The sequence below is a fragment of the Bradyrhizobium sp. LB11.1 genome, assembly GCF_040549385.1.
GTDB lineage: Bacteria > Pseudomonadota > Alphaproteobacteria > Rhizobiales > Xanthobacteraceae > Bradyrhizobium.
Window position 1 is genome coordinate 170,315 of record NZ_JBEPTH010000002.1, and the last position, 20,280, is coordinate 190,594.

Consider the following 20,280-nt stretch of genomic DNA (forward strand, 5'->3'; position numbering starts at 1 on the left):
GCCGGGCGCGCGTCAGCCCAGCCCCTGCAGCACCAGCCGGTTCAGCCTCGCAGCAAAGGCCGCCGGATCTTCCGGCAATTCGCCATCCAGAATCTGCGCCTGTTCCAGCAGCAGCAGGCTGAGGTCATCGACGGTTTTCGAGCCGGCCTGCGCCCTGGTGATTGCCGTGACCATAGGGTGACGCAGATTGATCTCCAGGATCGGCTTGGTGCGCATGCCGCGGTTTTGCTGCGCCAGGATGCGCTCGAGCTCGCGACTCGGACCCTGGCTGTCGGCGACGAGGCAGGAGGCGGAGCTTGTCAGGCGGGTCGAGGCCTTGACGTCGCTGACGCGCTCGCCGAGCGCCGCCTTGATCACCGCGATGGTCGCGGCCTCGTCTGCCTCGGGCTCGTCCTTCTTTGCCTCGTCCTTCTCGTCGACGCGCGGGATCAGGTCGAGATTGAGATCGCCCTGGCTCAGCGACTTCAGCGGCTTACCCCCGAACTCCGTCGGCATCGAGGTCCAGAACGCATCGACCGGATCGCACAGCAGCAGCACCTCGATGCCGCGCGCCGTCGCAGCTTCCAGCCGCGGACTGGACTTCAGCCGCTCGATGCTGTCACCGACGAGATAATAGATATCGGTCTGGTTCGGCTTGAAATCGGCGACGACATCCTTGAGCGCGCGCTTCTCACCGGTCGTGGTGGTGAAGCGCGACAGCGCGAGCAGCTTTTCGCGGCGCTCGAAATCCTCGTAGATGCCCTCTTTCAGCACCGCACCGAAGGCCTCCCAGATCTTTGCGAACCCCCCCGGCTCCTTCTCGGCAAGACTTTCGAGCTCATTGACGACGCGGGTCGCCACGGCTTTGCGGATCTGCGCCAGTTGCGGGTTGTTCTGGAGCATCTCGCGCGAGATGTTGAGCGGGAGATCCTCGCTGTCGACGACACCGCGGATGAAGCGGAGATAGCCCGGCAAGAGGTCCGCATCGTCGGTGATGAAGACGCGGCGGACATAAAGCTTGACCCGGCCCTTGCGGTTCGGCTCGAACAGGTCGAACGGCTTCGTCGACGGCGCGAACAGCAGCACGGCGTAGGAGTAGCGGCCCTCGGCGCGATAATGCAGCGTCATCGCGGGATCGTCGAAGGCGGAAGCGATCTGCTGATAGGCCTTCTTGTAGTCTTCCGGCGTCAGCTCGGATTTCGAACGCTGCCACAGCGCGCTCGCCGAGTTGATCTGGCGCGGCTCTCCCTCTTCCGGCACCATCTCGATGGGGAACAGGATATTGTCGGAATAGGCACCGACGATGCGCTCGATCTCGAAAGTTTCGAGATATTTCTTCGCGTCGTCCTTCAGGTGCAGGACGATCTCGGTGCCGCGCCCCACACGGACCGCTTCCTCGTCGCTGGCACGCGCGATCTCGAATCCTGAGCCACCTGAGGACGTCCAGCTCCAGACATCGCTCTCGCCGGCACGGCGGCTGACGACGACGATCTTTTCGGCGACCATGAAGGCGGAGTAGAAGCCGACGCCGAACTGCCCGATCAGACCGAGGCCTTCCTTGGCCTCCTTCAGCTTCGACACAAAGGCCTTGGTGCCGGAGCGGGCGATGGTGCCGAGATGGTCGATCAGTTCCTGCCGCTCCATGCCGATGCCGTTGTCGGCGATGGTCAGCGTCCCGGCCGTCTTGTTTGGGATGATCCGGATCTTGAGCGCGTCACCCTCGCCGAGCAAGGCCGGATTGGCGATCGCCTCGTAGCGCAACTTGTCGCAGGCATCCGAGGCGTTGGAGACCAGCTCACGCAGGAAGATGTCGGTCTCTGAATAGACGGAGTGCACCATCAGGTGCAGCAGCTCGGAAACCTCGGCCTGGAAAGGCTGCGTATGCGTGGCGGTATCGGACGTCATGATGCGTTTACCCGGTCAATCAGAAGTGGAGAAAGCCGGGATATAACGCGGTGGGATGGGGGATCAAGTGGACAAACAAAGCCGCCCTCCCCGAGGGAGAGCGGTTTTGCAGAAAGGCCGACGCCGATCAGGTCACGCAGCGGCCGGGCTGCAGCAGTTTTGCGACCTCAGTCAGGGAGCTGACCATCGGCTCGCACGCGATTGTCGGCTTGCGGCCCGGCTTCAGCAGCGTGGGGGCCGGCTTCGCGTTTCCGGTCTCAATGACCGCAGGGACCCGAAGCAGCACCGACGTATCCGCCAGATCGTTCAGCCGCATCGAGACAGTGCGGGTGGGAGCCGCCGCTGGCTTCAGGTCGGCAAGCCGATCGGACTTGCTGGCACGATTGACGTGATTTGCGAGATTGCGATCCGAGGCTTGGCTCGGCTGGGCGGCGAGTGCTTCCCAGCGGGAGGCCAGATCGTGGCCGGAGGCCAGTTGCACGGCACCGACCTGAACGGCGCCAAGTGTCGCGGCGAGTGCGACGGCACCAAGAAATACCTTTTGAATCTGTGGCATGGCTGTCGATCCCTCGCCCCATGGCGATCGCGGGAACAACGCGAGGGGAGGGCCGGGAGTTCTCAGCCGTTACGATCACTTAACCGTGTGCGAAAAAGTACGGCCCGTGCGAAAAATTTCGCAACCGCCTGGAACGACTCCCTGGCCCGAGAGTCGTCTCAACAGCCGGCTATTCCCCCTGCCCCATAAGCCGGCGACGTAGGGCGCGACTGTGGTGATGCCAGTCGCGCCTTACTTTTGTCTGGCGTTCACTTTGCCAGCCACTCCCGCCCCTCGCCATACAGCTTCTCGACTTCAGCGCCGACGAGGCCGGGCATGTCGCGCTTGACGTTGTAGCCGATCAATTCCTGCATGTAAGCGAGGTGCCGATAGCCTTCGGGCAGCGCGGCCAGCGCCTGCTGGTCGAGGCGCAGCGTCGCGGCTGGGTCGACCGGATCGATCCGGTCCTTCTCGTAAATCGGCTGGCGACGGACGATGCCCCATTGGCCAATACCTGATTGGTCATGTCGCTTCTCCAGGAAATCGTAGAAGCGTCCGGTGCAGACCACGTCGCAGAGCACGTCGTGTACAGGGGCCCTTTGTGAGATCGTCATCTTGGTTTGCGCAATGGCCCGCTCGCCTGCGAGATCGATGCTGGTGCCGCCGAGGAAGTGCAGGATGCGCACCCCCTTGGCAAAGCCTTCCTGGCTAACGCGCATGAAATCCCGCGCCGGCCCCTGAAACCAGGTGGCGGACATCCAGCCTTCCTCGTGCCAGACCGTGGCAAAGCGATCCCAGTCGCCGGCGTCACGCCAGACCGCCCAGTTCTCGACGAGGTCGCGAATCGCGAGGCGGTCGAGGAGTTGCTGGTCCATGGGCACGTCTCCGAAGGGGATCGATGCCCGAGGTATGAGCGGCGAATTCGGCGCTCGTCAAGCGGGCACGAAAATCCGGCGTGCCTTGCAGCACGCCGGATCGGATCGTCATGGCCAGACCGCGGTCTCTTTACGCCGCGGGCGCCTTCGGCGCACGGTTGCGCGAGTTACGCTGGAAGAACAGCGCCTGGCTCGCTACCGCCGACACCATGGCGGGCTGGAACGGCTTTGAGATCAGGAACGCTGGCTCCGGACGCTCGCCGGTGAGGAAGCGCTCCGGATAAGCGGTGATGAACACCACCGGTACCTCGAAAGTGCGGAGCAGCTCGTTGACGGCATCAAGACCCGACGAGCCGTCGGCAAGCTGGATGTCGGCGAGGATGAGGCCCGGCCGCTTGTTCTTGGCCAGCGCCACCGCATCGGCGTGGGTGCGCGCGACACCGACGACATTGTGGCCGAGATTCTTCACCAGGCTCTCGAGGTCCATGGCAATGAAAGTCTCATCCTCGATGATCAGGACGTCGGTCGCGATCTCGGCCGCCATCTCGCGGCCGGCGGTATCGGCCAAACGGCGCGTATCGGCAACATCGGTCCCGAGCACAAAGGCGACTTCCTCTTCCGAAAACCCCTCGAGCGAGAGCAGCAGGAACGCCTGCCGCGGCAGCGGGGTGATGTTGGACAGCCGGCGCTCCGGCGGCATCGGCAGCGTCGCCACCTCGGAATCATCATTGACCGAGACCGAATTCCAGATCTGGGTGAACAGCCGGAACAAGCCGGCGCGCGGCCCATGGCTCTCGTCAAGGACCGACGGATCCCCCAGCATGGCCTCCAACATGGCTGCGACATAGGCGTCGCCGGAGGCCTGGTTGCCCGTCAGGGCGCGCGCATACCGGCGCAACAAGGGCAAGTGCTCAGCAACAAGCTGCGAACGGGACATCCCCACTCCATTCATTTCGGGCCAACCTCAAAAATAAGGAACTGCGAGGGGAGACCCGGGTTCCCCTACTAGGACTGATTACGCTTCAGGATCAGAAAAGTTCCGGTGGCTTGGGAACTTTTTGTCGAACCTGGAATTGAACTCATCCAGGGAACTGCTCCCGGTTGAGAAAACTTCTCGATTTTGCAGTCACTTAACTCGGGGAAACGTGGAACAGGTCATGAAAGATCTCAAGTCTCAAGCCAGCAAAAGCACGACCCCCGGCAAGGGAGGCCTAACACCGGAGATCCAATCCCGGATCGGCCATCAATTGCGCGCCATGTACGACGACGTCGTGCGGCAGGGGGTTCCGGACCGGTTCGCGGAGCTCATCAAAAAGCTTGATGCGCCTGGAGGCGGATCTCAGAACGAGAATGGGGCTGGGGGCTCCAACGACAACAACGGGAGGGATTAATGCCTCTCACGAACTCCCTGCGTGACGACATCCTCGCGGCCGTGCCGAGCCTTCGCGCGTTCGCGATTTCGCTCAGCGGCAATGCGGACCGCGCCGACGATTTGGTGCAGGAAACGCTGTTGCGCGCGCTCGCCAACATCGACTCGTTCCAGCCCGGCTCCAATCTGCCGGCGTGGCTGTTCACGATCCTGCGCAACCTGTTCCGCTCCGACTATCGCAAGCGGCGGCGCGAGGTCGAGGATGCCGAGGGCAACTATGCCAAGACGCTGAAGACGCAACCCTCGCAGAACGCCCACCTCGAGTTCGAGGAGTTTCGCGGCGCGCTGGAGAAGCTTCCGCAGGACCAGCGCGAAGCGTTGATCCTGGTCGGCGCCTCGGGCTTCTCCTATGAGGACGCGGCCTCGATCTGCGGCTGTGCGGTCGGCACCATCAAGAGCCGCGTCAACCGCGCGCGTTCGAAGCTCGCCGCGCTGCTCTATGTCGACGGCGCCGAGGATTTCGGGCCCGACGAGACCGTGCGCGCCGTGATCGGCGGCAGCGGCGGATAGCGCGTCAATCGATTTTGGCGACAGCTGTAAAGGCGGCCGTTTGCGCGGCCGTCTTTGCATGAGTGTGGGCAGCTGATTGTGGCTCGATCAGTTCTCGACGAACGTCACCGTGTCGGCGACGTTCGCGCGCGAGGTGCGGTAGCTGTTCACCTTGTGCGCATTGTCTGCGTAGCCGAACGAGATGCCGCAGACGACACGGCGGTCGTCGGGCAGATTGAAGTGGCGGCGGATCAGGCCGGAATGGCGCGCAAGTGCGGCCTGCGGAATCGTGCCTAGCCCGAGCGCCTGGGCGGCGAGCATGAAATTCGAGACGTAAGCCCCGCAATCGATCGCGCCATAGATGCCGAGCGGCTCGTTGGTGTGAATGATCGCGACATGCGGCGCGCCGAAAAAATTGTAATTCTCCAGCGCCTGCCTGGCGTAGCCCATCTTGTCGCCGCGCGGGATGCCGAGCGTATTGTAAAGCTGAAAGCCGCTCTCGCGGCGGCGTTCGAGATAGACGCCGGCGTATTCACGGGGCGGCGTGAAATCATAGTCGTCGCCGAGGCCGCCCGAGGCCTCCTTGTAGATCAACTGGCGGAAGCGTTCCTTGGCCTCGCCGCTGGCGATGATGACCTCCCAAGGCTGGCTGTTGCACCAGGACGCGGTGCGTTGCGCCGTCGTCAGCACATGTTCGATGGTCGCGCGGTCGACTTCCTTGGGCAGGAAGGCGCGGACGGAATAGCGCTCGTTGAGGAGATCTTCAAGCGCGCCGATGCGGTCGTTCTGGTTTACTTTTGCGTCCATGGGTCAGCTCGCACTCTTCTCGTAGGGTGAGCAAAGGCGCGAAGCGCCGTGCCCACCGACAGTCTTTCCCCGGCGCATCTCCATATGGTGGGCACGCTTTGCTTTGCCCACCCTACGAGATACGACGAAAAGCAAAATCACCGCCCCTTGGTCGGGATCTTGTTATAAGGCACGTCCTTGTCGACACGGATGTCGCCCGGCAGACCCAGCACGCGCTCGGCGATGATGTTGCGCAGGATCTCGTCGGTGCCGCCGGCGATGCGCATCGAGGGTGAGGACAGCAACATCTGCTGAAACTGGCCGTGCACCGTTTCCTCGTTGCTGCCTGTAAGAACACCGGCTGCGCCCTGGAGATCCATCGCATAGGTCGCGATGTCCTGCAGCATCATGCCCGACACCAGCTTGCCGATCGAATTCTCCGGACCCGGCCGTTCGCCCTTGGACAGCGCAGAGATCGCGCGGTAGCTGGTGTATTTCAGCCCGCTCGACTTCACCGCCCAGCTCGCAAGCTTTGAGCGCACGGCGGGATCGTCGATGGCGAGGCCATCCTCCAGCATGAGGTTGGAGCAGAACTCGAACAATTCAGGCACGCCAGTCGCAAGCCGCGAGCCGATCGACATGCGCTCGTTCATCAGCGTGGTCAGCGACACGCTCCAGCCTTCGCCGACGGCGCCGAGCCGCTGGCTATCGGGAATCACGACGTCGGTGAAATAGACCTCGTTGAATTCCTGCATGCCGTTGGCCTGCTTGATCGGCCGCACCTCGACGCCCGGGCTCTTCATGTCCAGGAAGAACATGGTCAGGCCCTTGTGCTTGGGCACATTCGGATCGGTGCGCGCGATCAACAGGCCGTAATCGGAGTAGTGCGCGCCGGAGGTCCAGATCTTCTGGCCGTTGACGACCCAATTGTCGCCCTTCTTATCCGCGCGCGTGCGCAGACCCGCAACGTCGGAGCCGGCCGACGGCTCGGAGAACAGCTGGCACCAGATCTCCTCGCCCGCAGCGAGCTTGGGCAGATACCGCCGTTTGGCGTCTTCGCTGCCCCAGGCCATCACGGTCGGACCGCACATGCCCTCGCCGATCTGAAACGGCTGCGTCAGCTTGCCGTAGACGCCCTCCTCCTGCTGCCAGATCACCCGCTCGATCGGCGTAGCACCGCGGCCGCCATATTCCTTCGGCCAGTGCAGGCAGGCCCAGCCGCCCTCCGCCTTCTTCTTCTGCCAGGCCTTGCCGACATCGACCATATCGTGCTTGGCAAGGCGGATGCGGCCGAGCGAAGACTTTGACAGCTCCTGCTCGAACTCCTTCGGCGCGTTGGCGTCGACCCATTTGCGCGCGGTCTCGCGGAATGCGGTTTCCTGCGGGGTGTCGTCGAAATTCATGGCGGACCTCTAACCTCTTCCCTTGGTCGGGATCTTGTTGAACGGCACGTCCTTGTCGACACGGATATCGCCGGGCAGACCCAAGACCCGCTCGGCGATGATGTTGCGCATGATCTCGTCCGTACCGCCCTCGACGCGCGTACCCGGCGCACGCAAGAGCATCGCCTGGAAACGGCCGGCGATTTCGGCATCTTCCGGACCGCTGAGCACACCGCTCGCACCTTGCAGATCCAGCGCGTAGGTCGCGACGTCCTGGATCATCGAGCCCGCGACCAGCTTGCCGATGGAGTTTTCCGGGCCCGGCCTCTCGCCCTTCGACAGCGCCGAGATCGCGCGCATACTGGTGTAGCGCAAGCCACTCGCCTTCACCGCCCAGTTCGCAAGCTTCGAACGGACCGCGCGATCCTCGATCGCCGGACCGTCGTCGAGCATCAGGCTCGCGCAATACTCGAACAGCTCCGGAAAACCGGTCGAGACGGCCGCGCCGATCGCGCTGCGCTCGTTCATCAGCGTGGTCAGCGAGACGTTCCAGCCGTCACCGACCTCGCCGAGGCGCTGGTGGTCGGGGATGCGGACGTTGGTGAAATAGACCTCGTTGAAATCGGAGGCGCCGCTCGCCTGCTTGATCGGGCGCACCTCGACACCGCGGCTTTTCATGTCCAGGAAGAACATGGTGAGCCCCTTGTGCTTGGGCACGGTCGGATCGGTACGGGTGAGCAGAATCCCGTAGTCGGAATAATGCGCGCCCGAGGTCCAGATCTTCTGGCCGTTGATGACCCAGTCGTCGCCATCCTTTTCCGCGCGCGTGCGCAGGCCCGCGACATCGGAGCCGCCGGCGGGCTCGGAGAACAGCTGGCACCACACTTTCTCGCCGGAGGCGAGCGGCGGCAGAAAAGTGCGCCTATGCTCTTCGCGTGCGAACGCCATCATGGTCGGCCCGCACATGCCGTGGCCGATGATGAACATGCGGGAGAGCTGGCCGAACGGTCCTTCTTCCTGCTGCCAGATCACGCGCTCGATCGGCGACGAACCGCGGCCGCCATACTCTTTCGGCCAATGCAGGCACGCCCAGCCGGCATCGGCCTTTTTCTTCTGCCAGGCCTTTGCGACCTCGAGAATGTTAGCGTCCTTGAGCTGAGTGCGCCCGAGCGAGGATTTGCGCAGCTCGTCCTCGTATTGCTTGGGCGCGTTTGCGCCGATCCAGGCGCGTGCGGTAGCGCGGAATTCGGCTTCCTGCGGGGTGTCATCGAAGTTCATGGCGATGTCCTTCGCTTACGCCGCGTTCTTCTTGCGCATGCGGTCGATCAGCTGGTCTTCCCAATAAGAGAGGCTGCCGAGCCCAAGCGCCATCGCGTTGGCGCGGCGGTAATACATGTGGCAGTCGAACTCCCAGGTGAAACCCATGCCGCCGTGAACCTGGATGTTGTTCTTGGCGCAGTGCTGGAACGCCTGGGTCGCGCTGATGCGCGCGGCGGCAGCGGCTTCCGGCAGCTCGGATGCGTTGGTCGAGAGCGCCCAGGCGCCGTAATAGCTATTGGAGCGCGCCAGCGTCGCCGAGACATACATATCGGCGAGCATATGCTTGACCGCCTGGAACGAGCCGATCTGGCGGCCGAAGGCGATGCGGCCGAGCGCGTAGTCGCGGCCCATCTCCAGCGCGCGGTCGGAACCGCCGACCTGCTCGAACGCGCACAGCACCGCGGCACGGTCGAGCATCTGCGAGAGGATGCTCCAGCCTTCGCCGGCGGCACCGAGCGCCTCGGCCTTGCAGCCTTTAAAGGTGATCTCGGCTTGCCCCCTGGTCGGATCGAGATTGGTGAGGCTTTTCACCTCGACACCGCCAGCCTTGAGATCGACCAGGAACAGCGAGATGTCGCCGTCGCGACCGCTGGAGCCTGTGCGCGCCGCGACCACCGCGAAGTCGGCAATCGCGCCATCGGCCACCGGCTTCTTGACGCCATTGAGCACGCCATTCGCGGCCGTCAGCTTGATGTTCTTCGGCGACGGATTGCCCTTGCCTTCGAACAGCGCCAGCGTGCCGATCGCATCGCCCGAGGCGATCGCGGGCAGCCACTTCTTCTTTTGCGCTTCGCTGCCGGCGATCAGCAGCGCTTCGGCTGCGAGGTAGACGGTCGACGAGAACGGCACCGGCGCGTTCGCGCGGCCCATCTCTTCGGCGATCACGCAAAGCTCGAGATGACCCGCACCAGCACCGCCAAACTCCTCGGGGATCGCGACACCGAGAAAGCCCATCTCGGCGAGGCCCTTCCAGAGCTCCTTGTCGTAGGGCGCCTTGCCGTCGAGCACGACGCGCACCGCCTTGGGCGAGCACTTCTCAGTGAGGAACTTGCGCGCCTGATCGCGGAGCTGCTTCTGGTCGTCGGAGAAATCGAAGTTCATGGCGGCGCACCCGTGTTGATGATGTCGATTAGTTGAGAATGATGACGTCTTGATCCGGCTTGTCCGCATAAAGCCGCTCCACCAGCGCAGCGCGGCGTTCGAGGCCGGCGCGCTGGTTGATGTAACCCTTGTCGGTGAGCTCATTGCCGTCGATCGAGGGCGGCTCGGCCATCAGCATCGCGCGCGCGATGATGCGGCTGCTGGCGCCTTCGCACGCCCTGTTGTGCGCATCGAGTCCACGCTTGAAGCAGGCAATCACCTCGGGATGCTTTACGGCATCCTCGAAGCTGAGATCGGCATTGCCGACGAGCTGGCGGCAGGCGTGCAGGTTCGGCCAGGCCAGCAGTCCGATGAAGGCCCGATCCTGTCCCGCGACCAGCGCGTCATGCACGACAGGCGTCGCCGCGGCAATCGCATCGGTGCGGAGCGAGCCGACATGCACGAAAGTACCGGTGGTGAGCTTGAAGTCTTCGACCACCCGGCCGGCGAAGATGATGCCCTTCACCGGATCGGCGTCGTCGACGAAGATGCCGGCATCGCCGATGCAGTAAAAGCCTTCCTCGTCGAACATCTTCTTCGTCAGATCAGGCTGACCGAAATAGCCGGGCGTCACGTTGACGCCACGCAAGCGTAGCTCGTATTTCGAGCCGCACGGCACCATCTTCAGCTCGACGCCGGGGAACGGCAGGCCGATCAGGCCCACGCGCTCGGTGTCCCAATAGGTGCCCGTCGAGGTCGGCGCGGTCTCAGTCGAGCCCCAGCCGGTGTAAAACACGATGCGTTCACCGGTGGTCTTCACCGCCAGCGCTTGCATGCGGTCGTAGAGATCGTCGGGCAGCCGCGCGCCGCCATAGGCCATGATCGACAGGTTCTTGAAGAACGAGCGGCACAGCGCATCGTCCTTCTCCATCGCTGCCGCCAGCGCGGCATAGCCGGCCGGCACGTTGGCGTAATAGGTCGGCGAGACCTCGCGCAGGTTCCTGATGGTTTCCTCGAGCTGCCCCGGCAGCGGTCGACCGTCGTCGATATAGAGCGTGCCGCCGTCAACGAGCACCGGATGAAACGCAGCATTGCCGCCCATGGTGTGATTCCAAGGCATCCAATCCAGCACGGTGGCGAGCGGACCGCCCGGCGTGCGCGGCCGCACCTGCATCATCATCGCCGCATTGGCGCACATCATGCCCTGCGTATTGATGACGGCCTTGGGCATGCCGGTCGATCCGGACGTGAACAGCAGCTTGCCGACGGTGTCGGGCGTGATTTTTGCGATCGAAGCTTCGACATCAGCGGTCACGGGCGTCGCCGCAAGCTCGGCAAAGCTGGCGCTCTTCACGCCCTCGCACGGCCGAACGACGTGAACGACAGTGACGCCGCTGAGATCGAGTGCTTTCAGAGCCATCTCGAAGGTCGGGCCATCCTGCACCATCACGACGGCCGGCTTGATCAGGTCGAACAGGTACTTCAGCTTGACGTGATCGTGGCTCATCAGGGAATAGGCCGGCGACACCGGGGCCGCCGGGAGGCGCGCCTGCATCGCGGCCTGCGTCAACAGCGCATGCTCGATTGAGTTGCCGGAAAGGATCGCGACTGGACGTCCGTCAAGCCTGAGATTGAGCAGCGCCTGCGTCAGCGCATCGACGGTGCGCTTGGCGCCGCCATACGACACCTTGCGCCATTCGCGGTTGGGACCGCCGCGCTGCGCGAGCCAGATGCGCTCGGGCGCTTCCCTGGCCCACTTCGCGAGCGAGGCCGGAAGATGCTTCTCGTAAACCTGCAAGGGAATGCGCGACTTCAGCACCACCGTGCCATCAGCACGGCGCTCGACGTCGATGTCGCGCGCAAGCCACTCGACCTTGCGAAAGGCGGGCTTTGACATCACCGCCGCCGCGCTTCCACTCATTTTGCGTCTCCCGGAATTTATTGTCCTTTACGGATCTTTGTCGTTCAGCGCTTGATATAGACAGGCTTTCGCTTCTCAAGGAAGGCCCTGATGCCTTCCGAAAATTCCTCGGAGCGGCTGCACAGGACCTGATTGCGATCCTCCATCGCGATAACAGCTTCCAGCGATCCGGCGTCGACACTCATGTTGAGACATTCCTTGGACAGGCGCAGCCCCACGGGCGAGGCCGTCATCATCGCATCGACATAAGGTTCGGCAGCTGCGTCGAGCGCGTCCTCGTCCACGACCTCCGAGACGAGCCCGACTGCAAGTGCGCGCTCGGCGCCGATGAAGCGCCCTGTCAGGATCAGCTCGGACGCCACGGACACACCGACGAGCCGCGGCAGAAAGTAGCTGCTGCCGATGTCGCAGCCGCCGAGGCCGAGCTTGATGAAGGCGCAGTTCATCCGCGCCGACTTGGTTGCGATGCGAATATCGGAGGCGAGTGCCAGCGCGAACCCGCCGCCGGCCGCCGCGCCCTGCACCAGCGACAGGATCGGCTGCGGGCATCGTCGCATCAGCATCACGATATCGGCGATGCGGCGTTGCGAGTCCAGGGACTCCGTGACGCCGGGCGGCTCCTGCTGCCCGGCACGGCGCGCCATCGCCGCCTTGAGATCAAGGCCTGCACAAAAGTTCTTGCCCGCGCCCCTCAGCACCACCACGCGCGTGTCGCGGTTACGCTGGAGGCCCTGGAAATAGACGTTGAGCGCATCGATCAGCGCGGGATCGAGTGCGTTGAGGCTGTCAGGACGATTGAGCGTCACCCGGTCGACGCCGTCGTCATGCTCGATCAGCAGCGGTTGGGACATGGGGCCTCTTACATCCGCGCGTGAGGTGGCTGTTATTGCGCCCTCTCCCCTTGTGGGAGAGGGCATGTACGCTGAGAGCCCAGAGTTCGCTTGGGTGAGGGGTCTGTCTCCGCGGATGCAAACCCCTCATCCGGCGCCATAGCCGATGCGAAGCATCGGCGTCCTCTTAAGGACGGCGGCCGAAGGCCGCCTACGCCACCTTCTCCCACAAGGGGAGAAGGGAAGAAACCTACCGCGGAGCCATGCGGATGGCGCCGTCGAGGCGGATGGTCTCGCCATTGAGCATCGGATTCTCGACCATATGTACGGCGAGCGCGCCGTATTCCCTGGCATCGCCGAGACGCGAGGGATGCGGCACCTGGGCGCCGAGACTTTTGCGGGACTCTTCGTTCAGGCCCATCAGCAGCGGCGTCAAGAACAGGCCGGGCGCGATGGTGTTGACGCGGATTTTTTGGCTCGCGAGATCACGCGCGGCCGGCAGCGTGAGACCGACAACGCCGCCCTTGGATGCAGAATAGGCAATCTGGCCGATCTGGCCTTCGTAAGCGGCAACCGAGGCGGTGTTGATGATGACGCCGCGCTCTTCACCGACCGGTTCGATCGTGACGAGGCGCTCGGCGAACAAGCGCAGACAGTTGAACGTGCCGATGAGGTTGACGTTGATGATGCGCGCGAACTTTTCCAGCGGATAGACGCCGTCGCGGCCGACGATGCGCTGCGAACCACCGATGCCGGCGCAGTTCATCAGCACGCGGGCAACACCATGCACGGCTTCCGCCTTGGCGATCGCCGCCTTGATCTGCTCCTCGCTGGTGACGTCGGCATGCAGCGCGACGCCCTTTACTTCGGCCGCGACCTTCTCGGCGTTGTCCTTGTTCTGATCGATCACGCCGATCTTGGCGCCCTTCGCCGCCATGGCGCGGGCAGTCGCTTCGCCGAGGCCCGAACCACCGCCGGTGATGAGAACGGCTACGTCTTTCAATTCCATGACAAGCTACCTTTCCTTGGACGTTTCTTCTCTAGACTTGAAAGTCTCGACCGCATTATCCGGCCGCGGCAGTTTCCTCGGCTTGCGTAAGGATGCCGCCGCAGATCAGCGTTTCCATGTGCTTGATATATTGCCGGCAGACGTCATCGGTGACCGGGCCGACGCCGGTCGCGCGAGACATCGCGTGCCGGCCGAAGAACAGGTGATCGCAGGCGCCGATCAGGCTGGTGTAGAACAGCACCGGATCGGTGGCGCGGAACTCGCCGCGGCTGACGCCTTCGGCGAGCAGCCGGCGATGAAAGTCGAGCAGCGGCGCGACGAAGAATTTCGAGACTTCATCGGCGGATCCCGCAACACTCTCGTGCAGGAGATAGTGGATCAGTCGGTTCATGTAGGGGAACCGGTGATAGGCGCGGATGATGCCGGCAATATGCAGCTTCAGCTTCGCCGTCGAGCTGATCTGCTGTGCCAGCAGATATTCGAGATTGGACATTTCGGTCGCAGCATCCCGCGCCAGCAGCGCCAGCAGCAGGCCGTCCTTGTTGCCGAAATGATATTTGACCAGCGCGGCGTTGGCGCCCGACTTTTGGGCGATGTCGGAAAGCGAGATCTCGATCGAGGAGCGTTCGATCATCAGCTCGCTCGCGGCCACGAGCAGTTTCTCTGCCGTGGAATTCTTTCCGCTGGGGAGCTTGTTCGGTACGCTGGTAGTCACGGAGATCCCTTGTTCTCGTTGCGCGAGCGGGCGCAGATAAGCCGAAGCAGCGCCTGATCACAAGAGTTAATTGATCGATTGACTAAACGATATCCCGCCCATTAAATCCACCCCGACAACCCAACCCTATCAAGAACAATCATGGGAGAGACCGAAATGGCCGAGGCTTATATCGTCGCCGCTGCGCGTACCGCGGGCGGGCGCAAGGGGGGCCGCCTCGCCGGCTGGCATCCGGCCGATCTGGCCGCAAAAGTGCTGGACGAACTGGTCGATCGCACCACGGTTGATCCCGCGCTCGTCGAAGACGTGATCATGGGCTGCGTGATGCAGGTCGGTGAGCAGTCCAACAATGTCGCGCGCAACGCGATCATGGCTTCGAAGCTTCCCGAGAGCGTGCCGGGCACCTCGATCGACCGCCAGTGCGGCTCCTCGCAGCAGGCCCTTCACTTTGCCGCGCAGGCCGTGATGTCCGGCACGATGGACGTGGTAATCGCCGCCGGCGTGGAGTCCATGACGCGCGTGCCGATGGGACTGTCCTCGCAGCTCCCGGCCAAGAACGGCTTTGGCAATTACAAGAGCCCGGGCATCGAGCACCAATATCCGAACATCGTGTTCAGCCAGTTCACGGGCGCCGAGATGATGGCCGAGAAGTACGGCCTGTCGAAGGACGACCTCGACGAATATTCCTACAACAGCCATCAGCGCGCGATCGCAGCGACCCAGGCCGGTCACTTCAAGAAGGAGATCGTGCCGCTCGAGATCACCCGCGCAGACGGCTCCAAGGACACCCACCACATCGACGAAGGCATCCGCTTCGACGCCACGCTCGACGGCATCAAGGGCGTCAAGCTGATCGCCGAGAACGGCAAGCTCACCGCGGCGAGCGCCAGCCAGATCTGTGATGGCGCCTCCGGCGTGATGGTCGTCAACGAGCGCGGCCTCAAGCAGCTTGGCGTGAAGCCGCTCGCGCGCATCCACCACCTGACCATGACCGGCGGCGATCCCGTCATCATGCTCGATGCTCCCTTGCATGCCACCAAGCGCGCCCTGGAGAAGGCCGGCATGAAGATCGCCGACATCGACCTGTTCGAGGTCAACGAGGCCTTCGCCTCGGTGCCGACCGGCTGGCTGAAGACCACCGGCGCCGATCCCAGCAGGCTCAACGTCAATGGCGGCGCGATCGCGCTCGGCCATCCCCTTGGCGGCTCCGGCACCAAGCTGATGACGACGCTGGTCCACGCCCTGCACCAGCGCGGCAAGCGCTATGGCCTGCAGACCATGTGCGAAGGTGGCGGCATGGCGAACGTGACGATCGTCGAGCGGCTGTAACAACAGCAAAAGGGAGTAGTGAGTGGCGAGTAGCGAATGGTGAGTAGGCGAAGGGCATTTGTCCTTCTTCCCCTATTCGCCATTCGCTATTCGCGTTCTGGGGAAACGCCATGACTCATCCGTCCGTCTACGCGAAGTCCACGCCCGACAAGATCGCCTACCAGATGGCCGGGACCGGCAAGGCAATCACCTATCGCGAGCTCGACGAGCTCTCGAACCAGGGTGCGCAGCTGTTCCGCTCGCTCGGACTGAAAGCCGGCGATCACATCGCGCTGCTGATGGAAAACCGCCTCGCCTTCATGGAGATCTGCTGGGCGGCGCAACGCAGCGGACTCTATTACACCGCGATCAGCCGCTATCTGAAGCAGGACGAGATCGACTACATCATCGGCGATTGCGGCGCCAAGGTCGTGATCACCACGCCGAAATGCGCCGACCAGATCAAGGACCTGGTCAAGGGCGCGCCGGGCGAACCGATCTTCTACATGGTCGACGATCCCCTGCCCGGCTTCCGCTCGTACGACAACGAGGCGATGGCGCAGCCGATCACACCGATCGCCAACGAAGTCGCCGGCTACGACATGCTGTATTCGTCGGGCACTACCGGTCGTCCCAAAGGCATCAAGAAGGACTTCGAGGGCAAACCCGTCGACGAGCCGAACGCCTTCCTTCGCGTGCTCTGCGCCACCATGTGCGGCATGAACGCGGAAAGCACCTATCTGTCGCCGGCGCCGCTCTATCATGCGGCCCCCTTACGTTTCAACATGATGGCGATCGTGCTTGGTGGCACTTCCATCATCATGGAACATTTCGACGCCGAGGATTTCCTCAAGCTCGTCGAAAAATACAAGATCACACAGTCACAGCTGGTACCGACCATGTTCGTCCGCATGCTGAAGCTGCCGGACGAGGTCCGCGCCAAGTACAATGTCTCGGCGCTGAAAGGCGCGATCCACGCCGCCGCGCCCTGCCCGGTCGACGTGAAAGCGAAGATGATCGAATGGTGGGGGCCGATCCTGATCGAGTATTACGCCGGCTCGGAAGGCAACGGCGTCACCGTCTGCAATTCGCAGCAATGGCTGGAGCATCGCGGTAGCGTCGGCCGCGCGGTGGTCGGCACAATCAAGATTCTGGACGAGAACGACGAGGAGCAGCCGGTGGGCGAGATCGGCACGGTCTATTTCGCCGATGCGCCGGCGTTCACTCCCGAGAAGACCAAGAAGGCCTACAACGCCAAGGGCTGGTCGACGCTCGGCGACGTCGGCTATCTCGACAAAGACGGCTTCCTGTTCCTCACCGACCGCAAGTCCTACATGATCATCTCAGGCGGCGTGAATATCTACCCGCAGGAAACTGAGGACGTGCTGATCACCCACCCGGAGATCGCCGACGTCGCCGTGTTCGGCGTGCCGAACGAGGAGATGGGCGAAGAGGTGAAGGCGGTGGTGCAGCCGCACGACATGAAGCATGCCGGCAAGGAGCTCGAGGCCGACCTGATCGCCTACTGCAAGACGCGCCTCTCGGCGATCAAGTGCCCGCGCTCGATCGATTTCGAAGCGGAGCTGCCGCGCACGCCGACCGGCAAGCTGGTGAAGCGGCATCTGCGGGATAGGTATTGGCCGAAGACGGCAGCAAAAATTTAAGGCGGGATGCGTAGGGTGGGCAAAGGCGCAAAGCGCCGTGCCCACCACCTGTCTATGTCACGATCATTTGGTGGGCACGCTTCCGCCTTCGCTCTTCGAGCTACGGCGGACAAGTCGCTTTGCGTACCCTACGGCGCCGGTGCAAGCCCTCTCAATCAAACAAACTCGGCGTGTGGTTCACCAGTGCGCCTTCGATCTCGAGCATCTTCAGCTTCGTCACCACGCCGCCATTCGCCGAGAAGCCGCCGGGCTTGTTACCGGCCGCCAGCACGCGATGGCAGGGCACGACGATCGGGCATGGGTTGTGCCCGAGTGCCTGGCCGACGTCGCGCGACAGCTGGACACCGCCGAGCTGCTTGGCGATGTCGCCATAGGTGATGGTCTTGCCGGGCGGGATGGCGCGGGCGATCTCGTAGACGCCGCGGTTGAAGTCGGGCACCCCGTCGAGATCGAGCGGGATATCGGTGAGGTCATCCGGCTCGCCCGCGAGCAGCTTCACGATGCGGTCGATCGCCTGTTGCACGTCAGCGGTCGGCTCGGCCTCACGTGCGTCGGCGTGGCGTTGGCTGATGCGGGTGCGGATTTTCTCCTCGCCACCCATGGGCAACTGGGTGCCGTTGATGCCGCGCGGGCCCCAGGCGACGGCGCAGAGGCCGATCCTGGTGTCGAACAGGGCAAAATGCTGGTCGGTCATGGCTTGGTTCCTGAGCTTGCGTCTACGTCGCATGCCCCCAATGTGATCTCGGCCTAATTCTAGGCTTGGAAATAGTTGCGATCCACCCGGTTTCCGGGAATCTTGCACAGGAGTTCCGCACACCTTTCCGCGAGCCAAGATTGCCGAGAGCAAGACTTCCGAGAGCCAGAATGCAAAGCCTTCACGTCAACGGATACGATATGCCCTATCTCGACGTTGGCGAGGACAGAGACCGGGCGCCGCTGGTCTGCGTGCACGGCTCGCTCTCCGACTTCCGCGTCTGGGGCTGCGTGCTCGGGCCGCTGACGCAGCGGCACCGGATGATCGTTGTCAGCTTGAGGCACTTCTTCCCCGATCACTGGGACGGCGTCGGCGACACCTATTCGATCGCCCAGCATGTCAGCGACGTCATCGCCTTTATCGAGAATCTCGACCTCGGGCCAGTCGATTTGATGGGACATTCCCGCGGCGGCCACATCTGCTTCCGCGTCGCGCAACAGCGGCCGGATCTGCTCCGGCGGCTGGTCCTGGCGGAGCCCGGTGGCGAACTCGATGGCAGCCTGGATCCTGACTATGCCGGCGGCCCCTCGCCGCTGCTGGCGCGGTTCACGGCCTCGGCCGAGAAGATCAGGGACGGCGATGTCGATGGCGGCCTCGCCGTGTTCGTCGACACGCTGGAAGGCGCCGGCACCTGGCCGCGGCTGCCGGCGATGGTGAAGCAGAATTTGCGTGACAATGCCTTCACTCTGATCGGTCAGGTCCGCGACAACCGCCCGCCGTTCTCGAAGGCGGATGCGGAACAGATCAAGATGCCGACGCTGTTCATCCTGGGCGCGCGAACCAAGGGCCTGCTGCCAAAGGTGCTGCACGCGCTCGCCGCTCACGTGCCATACTCGAAGACGGCGATCATTCCGAACGCGACGCATCCGATGTTCGAGCAGGCGCCGCAAAAATACTCCGAAGTGGTTCTCGATTTTTTGGCGAGCTGATCATGCAGAGCTTTCACGTCAACGGCTACGACATGGCCTATCTCGAAGTCGGGGAGGGCCATCCGCTGGTCTGCGTGCACGGCACGCTCGGGGATTTCCGCACCTGGTATTCGGTGCTCGGCCCGCTGTCGAAGAGCCATCGCGTGATCTCGGTCAGCCTGCGGCACTTCTTTCCCGAGCATTGGGACGCCGTCGGCAACGACTACAAGATGGAGCAGCACGTCGCTGACACGATCGCCTTCATCGAGCGGGTCAGGCCCGGGCCGGTCGACCTGATGGGGCATTCGCGCGGCGGACATATCGCCTTTCGCGTGGCGCAGGGGCGGCCTGATCTCCTGCGAAAACTGGTGCTGGCCGAACCGGGCGGCGATCTCGATTCCAGCCTGCCGCTGACTGCGGGTACGCCCGCGCATCCGCCGCTGGCCGCGAAGACGATACGCTCGGTCGAGATGATCCGCGCCGGCGACATCGAGGGCGCGCTGCAGAATTTCTACGAGGGCATCGAAGGCGACGGCTCCTGGCGGCGCGTGCCTGCCGCGGCCAAGCAGCAATTGCGCGACAACACGTTCACCTTCCTCGGCCAGATCAACGAGCAGCGCAGGCCGTACACGCTCGCGGATGCGCAGGCGATCAAGACGCCGACGCTGCTGATCGGCGGTGGCGCGACCACCGGCAGCCTGTCGGTGATGTGGCGTGTGCTGGCCGCGCACATCGCGGGCGCGCAGACGGCGGTGATCCCGAAGGCCGGGCACTGGGTGTTCGAGCAGGCGCCGCTGGAGTTCGGCAACGTCGTGGACAGGTTCCTGGCGGAGTAGCTCTTTCCCCTCTCCCACAAGGAAGAGGGAAGAGGCCATCTCACTCACACCTTCCACACACCGACCGGCATCTTGATCGTTGCGTTCAGGCGGTTCCAGACATTGATGGTCGCGATCGAGAGGATCAGCGTGGCGAGCTCGCGTTCGTCGAAGTGCGTGGCGGCCTCGTTCCAGACCGCATCGGTTACGGGGTCTTCGCGATCGGCAAGGCGCGTGACGGCTTCGGTCAGCGCGAGCGCGGCGCGCTCGGCATCGGAGAAATAGGGTGCATCGCGCCAGGCGGAGACGGCGAACAGGCGCTCGTCGGTTTCACCCAGCTTGCGGGCGATCTTGGGATGCATGTCGACGCAGACGCTGCAGCCATTGATCTGGCTGGCGCGCAGGTGCACCAGTTCCAGGAGCTTTTCGGGCAGACCCTGCTTGGTCAGAGTGCCGAGGGACTGAAGGACATTCATGGCCTCAGGCAGGACCATAACCGGGTGGTTCATACGTGCGTGCATCATCTCGCGTCTCCATCTGTCGAATATCGAAGGTTCCGGTCACATCGGCCGGATT

20 protein-coding genes are annotated in these 20,280 nt (G+C 63.4%); 6 read left to right on the forward strand and 14 right to left on the reverse strand.

Annotated elements, in window-relative coordinates:
• Nucleotides 1–12: 12 nt before the first annotated feature.
• The 4 genes from htpG to ABIA96_RS04710 form a co-directional block, all read right to left on the reverse strand.
• Complete coding sequence (gene htpG, locus ABIA96_RS04695) at nucleotides 13–1,887, reverse strand: molecular chaperone HtpG (protein WP_354136414.1); 1,875 nt, start codon at nucleotides 1,885–1,887, stop codon at nucleotides 13–15.
• Between the two features lie 124 nt (nucleotides 1,888–2,011).
• Nucleotides 2,012–2,440, reverse strand: coding sequence for a hypothetical protein (locus ABIA96_RS04700; protein ID WP_354135866.1), 429 nt, complete (start codon nucleotides 2,438–2,440; stop codon nucleotides 2,012–2,014).
• Nucleotides 2,441–2,688: 248 nt separating this feature from the next.
• Nucleotides 2,689–3,294: a nuclear transport factor 2 family protein gene (locus ABIA96_RS04705; protein ID WP_354135867.1), complete on the reverse strand. Its 606-nt coding sequence runs from the start codon at nucleotides 3,292–3,294 to the stop codon at nucleotides 2,689–2,691.
• A 130-nt stretch (nucleotides 3,295–3,424) separates the two neighbouring features.
• Nucleotides 3,425–4,231 carry a response regulator gene (locus ABIA96_RS04710; RefSeq protein ID WP_354135868.1) on the reverse strand — a complete coding sequence of 269 codons (807 nt, stop codon included), beginning with the start codon at nucleotides 4,229–4,231 and terminating at the stop codon, nucleotides 3,425–3,427.
• Nucleotides 4,232–4,451: 220 nt separating this feature from the next.
• Here ABIA96_RS04710 and ABIA96_RS04715 point away from each other — a divergent pair, with 220 nt between their 5' ends.
• Both ABIA96_RS04715 and ABIA96_RS04720 read left to right on the forward strand, forming a co-directional pair.
• Entirely contained in the window at nucleotides 4,452–4,685 is a 234-nt protein-coding gene (locus ABIA96_RS04715; RefSeq protein WP_045004093.1) for a NepR family anti-sigma factor, read from the forward strand.
• Entirely contained in the window at nucleotides 4,685–5,233 is a 549-nt protein-coding gene (locus tag ABIA96_RS04720) for a sigma-70 family RNA polymerase sigma factor (RefSeq protein WP_084292346.1), read from the forward strand. The genes ABIA96_RS04715 and ABIA96_RS04720 overlap by 1 nt, the downstream gene beginning before the upstream one ends.
• Nucleotides 5,234–5,320: 87 nt before the next feature.
• Here the strand turns inward: ABIA96_RS04720 and ABIA96_RS04725 are convergent, their stop codons facing one another.
• The 8 genes from ABIA96_RS04725 to ABIA96_RS04760 form a co-directional block, all read right to left on the reverse strand.
• Nucleotides 5,321–6,019: a nitroreductase gene (locus ABIA96_RS04725; protein WP_354135869.1), complete on the reverse strand. Its 699-nt coding sequence runs from the start codon at nucleotides 6,017–6,019 to the stop codon at nucleotides 5,321–5,323.
• Nucleotides 6,020–6,156: 137 nt separating this feature from the next.
• Nucleotides 6,157–7,401 (reverse strand): acyl-CoA dehydrogenase, encoded by a 1,245-nt coding sequence (locus ABIA96_RS04730; protein ID WP_354135870.1) that lies wholly within the window; start codon nucleotides 7,399–7,401, stop codon nucleotides 6,157–6,159.
• 9 nt (nucleotides 7,402–7,410) lie between these two features.
• Nucleotides 7,411–8,658, reverse strand: coding sequence for an acyl-CoA dehydrogenase (locus ABIA96_RS04735; RefSeq protein WP_354135871.1), 1,248 nt, complete (start codon nucleotides 8,656–8,658; stop codon nucleotides 7,411–7,413).
• Between the two features lie 15 nt (nucleotides 8,659–8,673).
• Nucleotides 8,674–9,801 carry an acyl-CoA dehydrogenase family protein gene (locus ABIA96_RS04740; protein ID WP_354135872.1) on the reverse strand — a complete coding sequence of 376 codons (1,128 nt, stop codon included), beginning with the start codon at nucleotides 9,799–9,801 and terminating at the stop codon, nucleotides 8,674–8,676.
• Nucleotides 9,802–9,829: 28 nt separating this feature from the next.
• Nucleotides 9,830–11,701 (reverse strand): AMP-binding protein, encoded by a 1,872-nt coding sequence (locus ABIA96_RS04745; RefSeq protein ID WP_354135873.1) that lies wholly within the window; start codon nucleotides 11,699–11,701, stop codon nucleotides 9,830–9,832.
• Nucleotides 11,702–11,745: 44 nt separating this feature from the next.
• Nucleotides 11,746–12,552 carry an enoyl-CoA hydratase/isomerase family protein gene (locus ABIA96_RS04750; RefSeq protein ID WP_354135874.1) on the reverse strand — a complete coding sequence of 269 codons (807 nt, stop codon included), beginning with the start codon at nucleotides 12,550–12,552 and terminating at the stop codon, nucleotides 11,746–11,748.
• 229 nt (nucleotides 12,553–12,781) lie between these two features.
• The gene (locus tag ABIA96_RS04755; protein WP_354135875.1) at nucleotides 12,782–13,540 is read right to left on the reverse strand and encodes an SDR family NAD(P)-dependent oxidoreductase; all 759 of its coding nucleotides are present in this window, start codon (nucleotides 13,538–13,540) and stop codon (nucleotides 12,782–12,784) included.
• Nucleotides 13,541–13,595: 55 nt separating this feature from the next.
• Nucleotides 13,596–14,255, reverse strand: a complete 660-nt coding sequence (locus ABIA96_RS04760; protein ID WP_354135876.1) for a TetR family transcriptional regulator — start codon at nucleotides 14,253–14,255, stop codon at nucleotides 13,596–13,598.
• Nucleotides 14,256–14,411: 156 nt separating this feature from the next.
• Between ABIA96_RS04760 and ABIA96_RS04765 the strand changes: the two genes are divergently transcribed.
• Nucleotides 14,412–15,584: an acetyl-CoA C-acetyltransferase gene (locus ABIA96_RS04765; protein WP_354136415.1), complete on the forward strand. Its 1,173-nt coding sequence runs from the start codon at nucleotides 14,412–14,414 to the stop codon at nucleotides 15,582–15,584.
• A 110-nt stretch (nucleotides 15,585–15,694) separates the two neighbouring features.
• Nucleotides 15,695–17,227, forward strand: coding sequence for an acyl-CoA synthetase (locus tag ABIA96_RS04770; RefSeq protein ID WP_354135877.1), 1,533 nt, complete (start codon nucleotides 15,695–15,697; stop codon nucleotides 17,225–17,227).
• A gap of 151 nt (nucleotides 17,228–17,378) precedes the next feature.
• Here the strand turns inward: ABIA96_RS04770 and ABIA96_RS04775 are convergent, their stop codons facing one another.
• Entirely contained in the window at nucleotides 17,379–17,921 is a 543-nt protein-coding gene (locus ABIA96_RS04775) for a methylated-DNA--[protein]-cysteine S-methyltransferase (RefSeq protein ID WP_354135878.1), read from the reverse strand.
• A gap of 170 nt (nucleotides 17,922–18,091) precedes the next feature.
• On the opposite strand from ABIA96_RS04775, the gene ABIA96_RS04780 reads away from it, so the two are divergent.
• Both ABIA96_RS04780 and ABIA96_RS04785 read left to right on the forward strand, forming a co-directional pair.
• A complete protein-coding gene (locus ABIA96_RS04780) occupies nucleotides 18,092–18,910 on the forward strand; it encodes an alpha/beta fold hydrolase (protein WP_354135879.1) in 819 nt (272 codons plus the stop codon).
• Nucleotides 18,911–18,912: 2 nt separating this feature from the next.
• The gene (locus tag ABIA96_RS04785) at nucleotides 18,913–19,725 is read left to right on the forward strand and encodes an alpha/beta fold hydrolase (protein ID WP_354135880.1); all 813 of its coding nucleotides are present in this window, start codon (nucleotides 18,913–18,915) and stop codon (nucleotides 19,723–19,725) included.
• A 44-nt stretch (nucleotides 19,726–19,769) separates the two neighbouring features.
• Here the strand turns inward: ABIA96_RS04785 and ABIA96_RS04790 are convergent, their stop codons facing one another.
• The gene (locus ABIA96_RS04790; protein WP_354136416.1) at nucleotides 19,770–20,225 is read right to left on the reverse strand and encodes a carboxymuconolactone decarboxylase family protein; all 456 of its coding nucleotides are present in this window, start codon (nucleotides 20,223–20,225) and stop codon (nucleotides 19,770–19,772) included.
• Nucleotides 20,226–20,280: the final 55 nt, after the last annotated feature.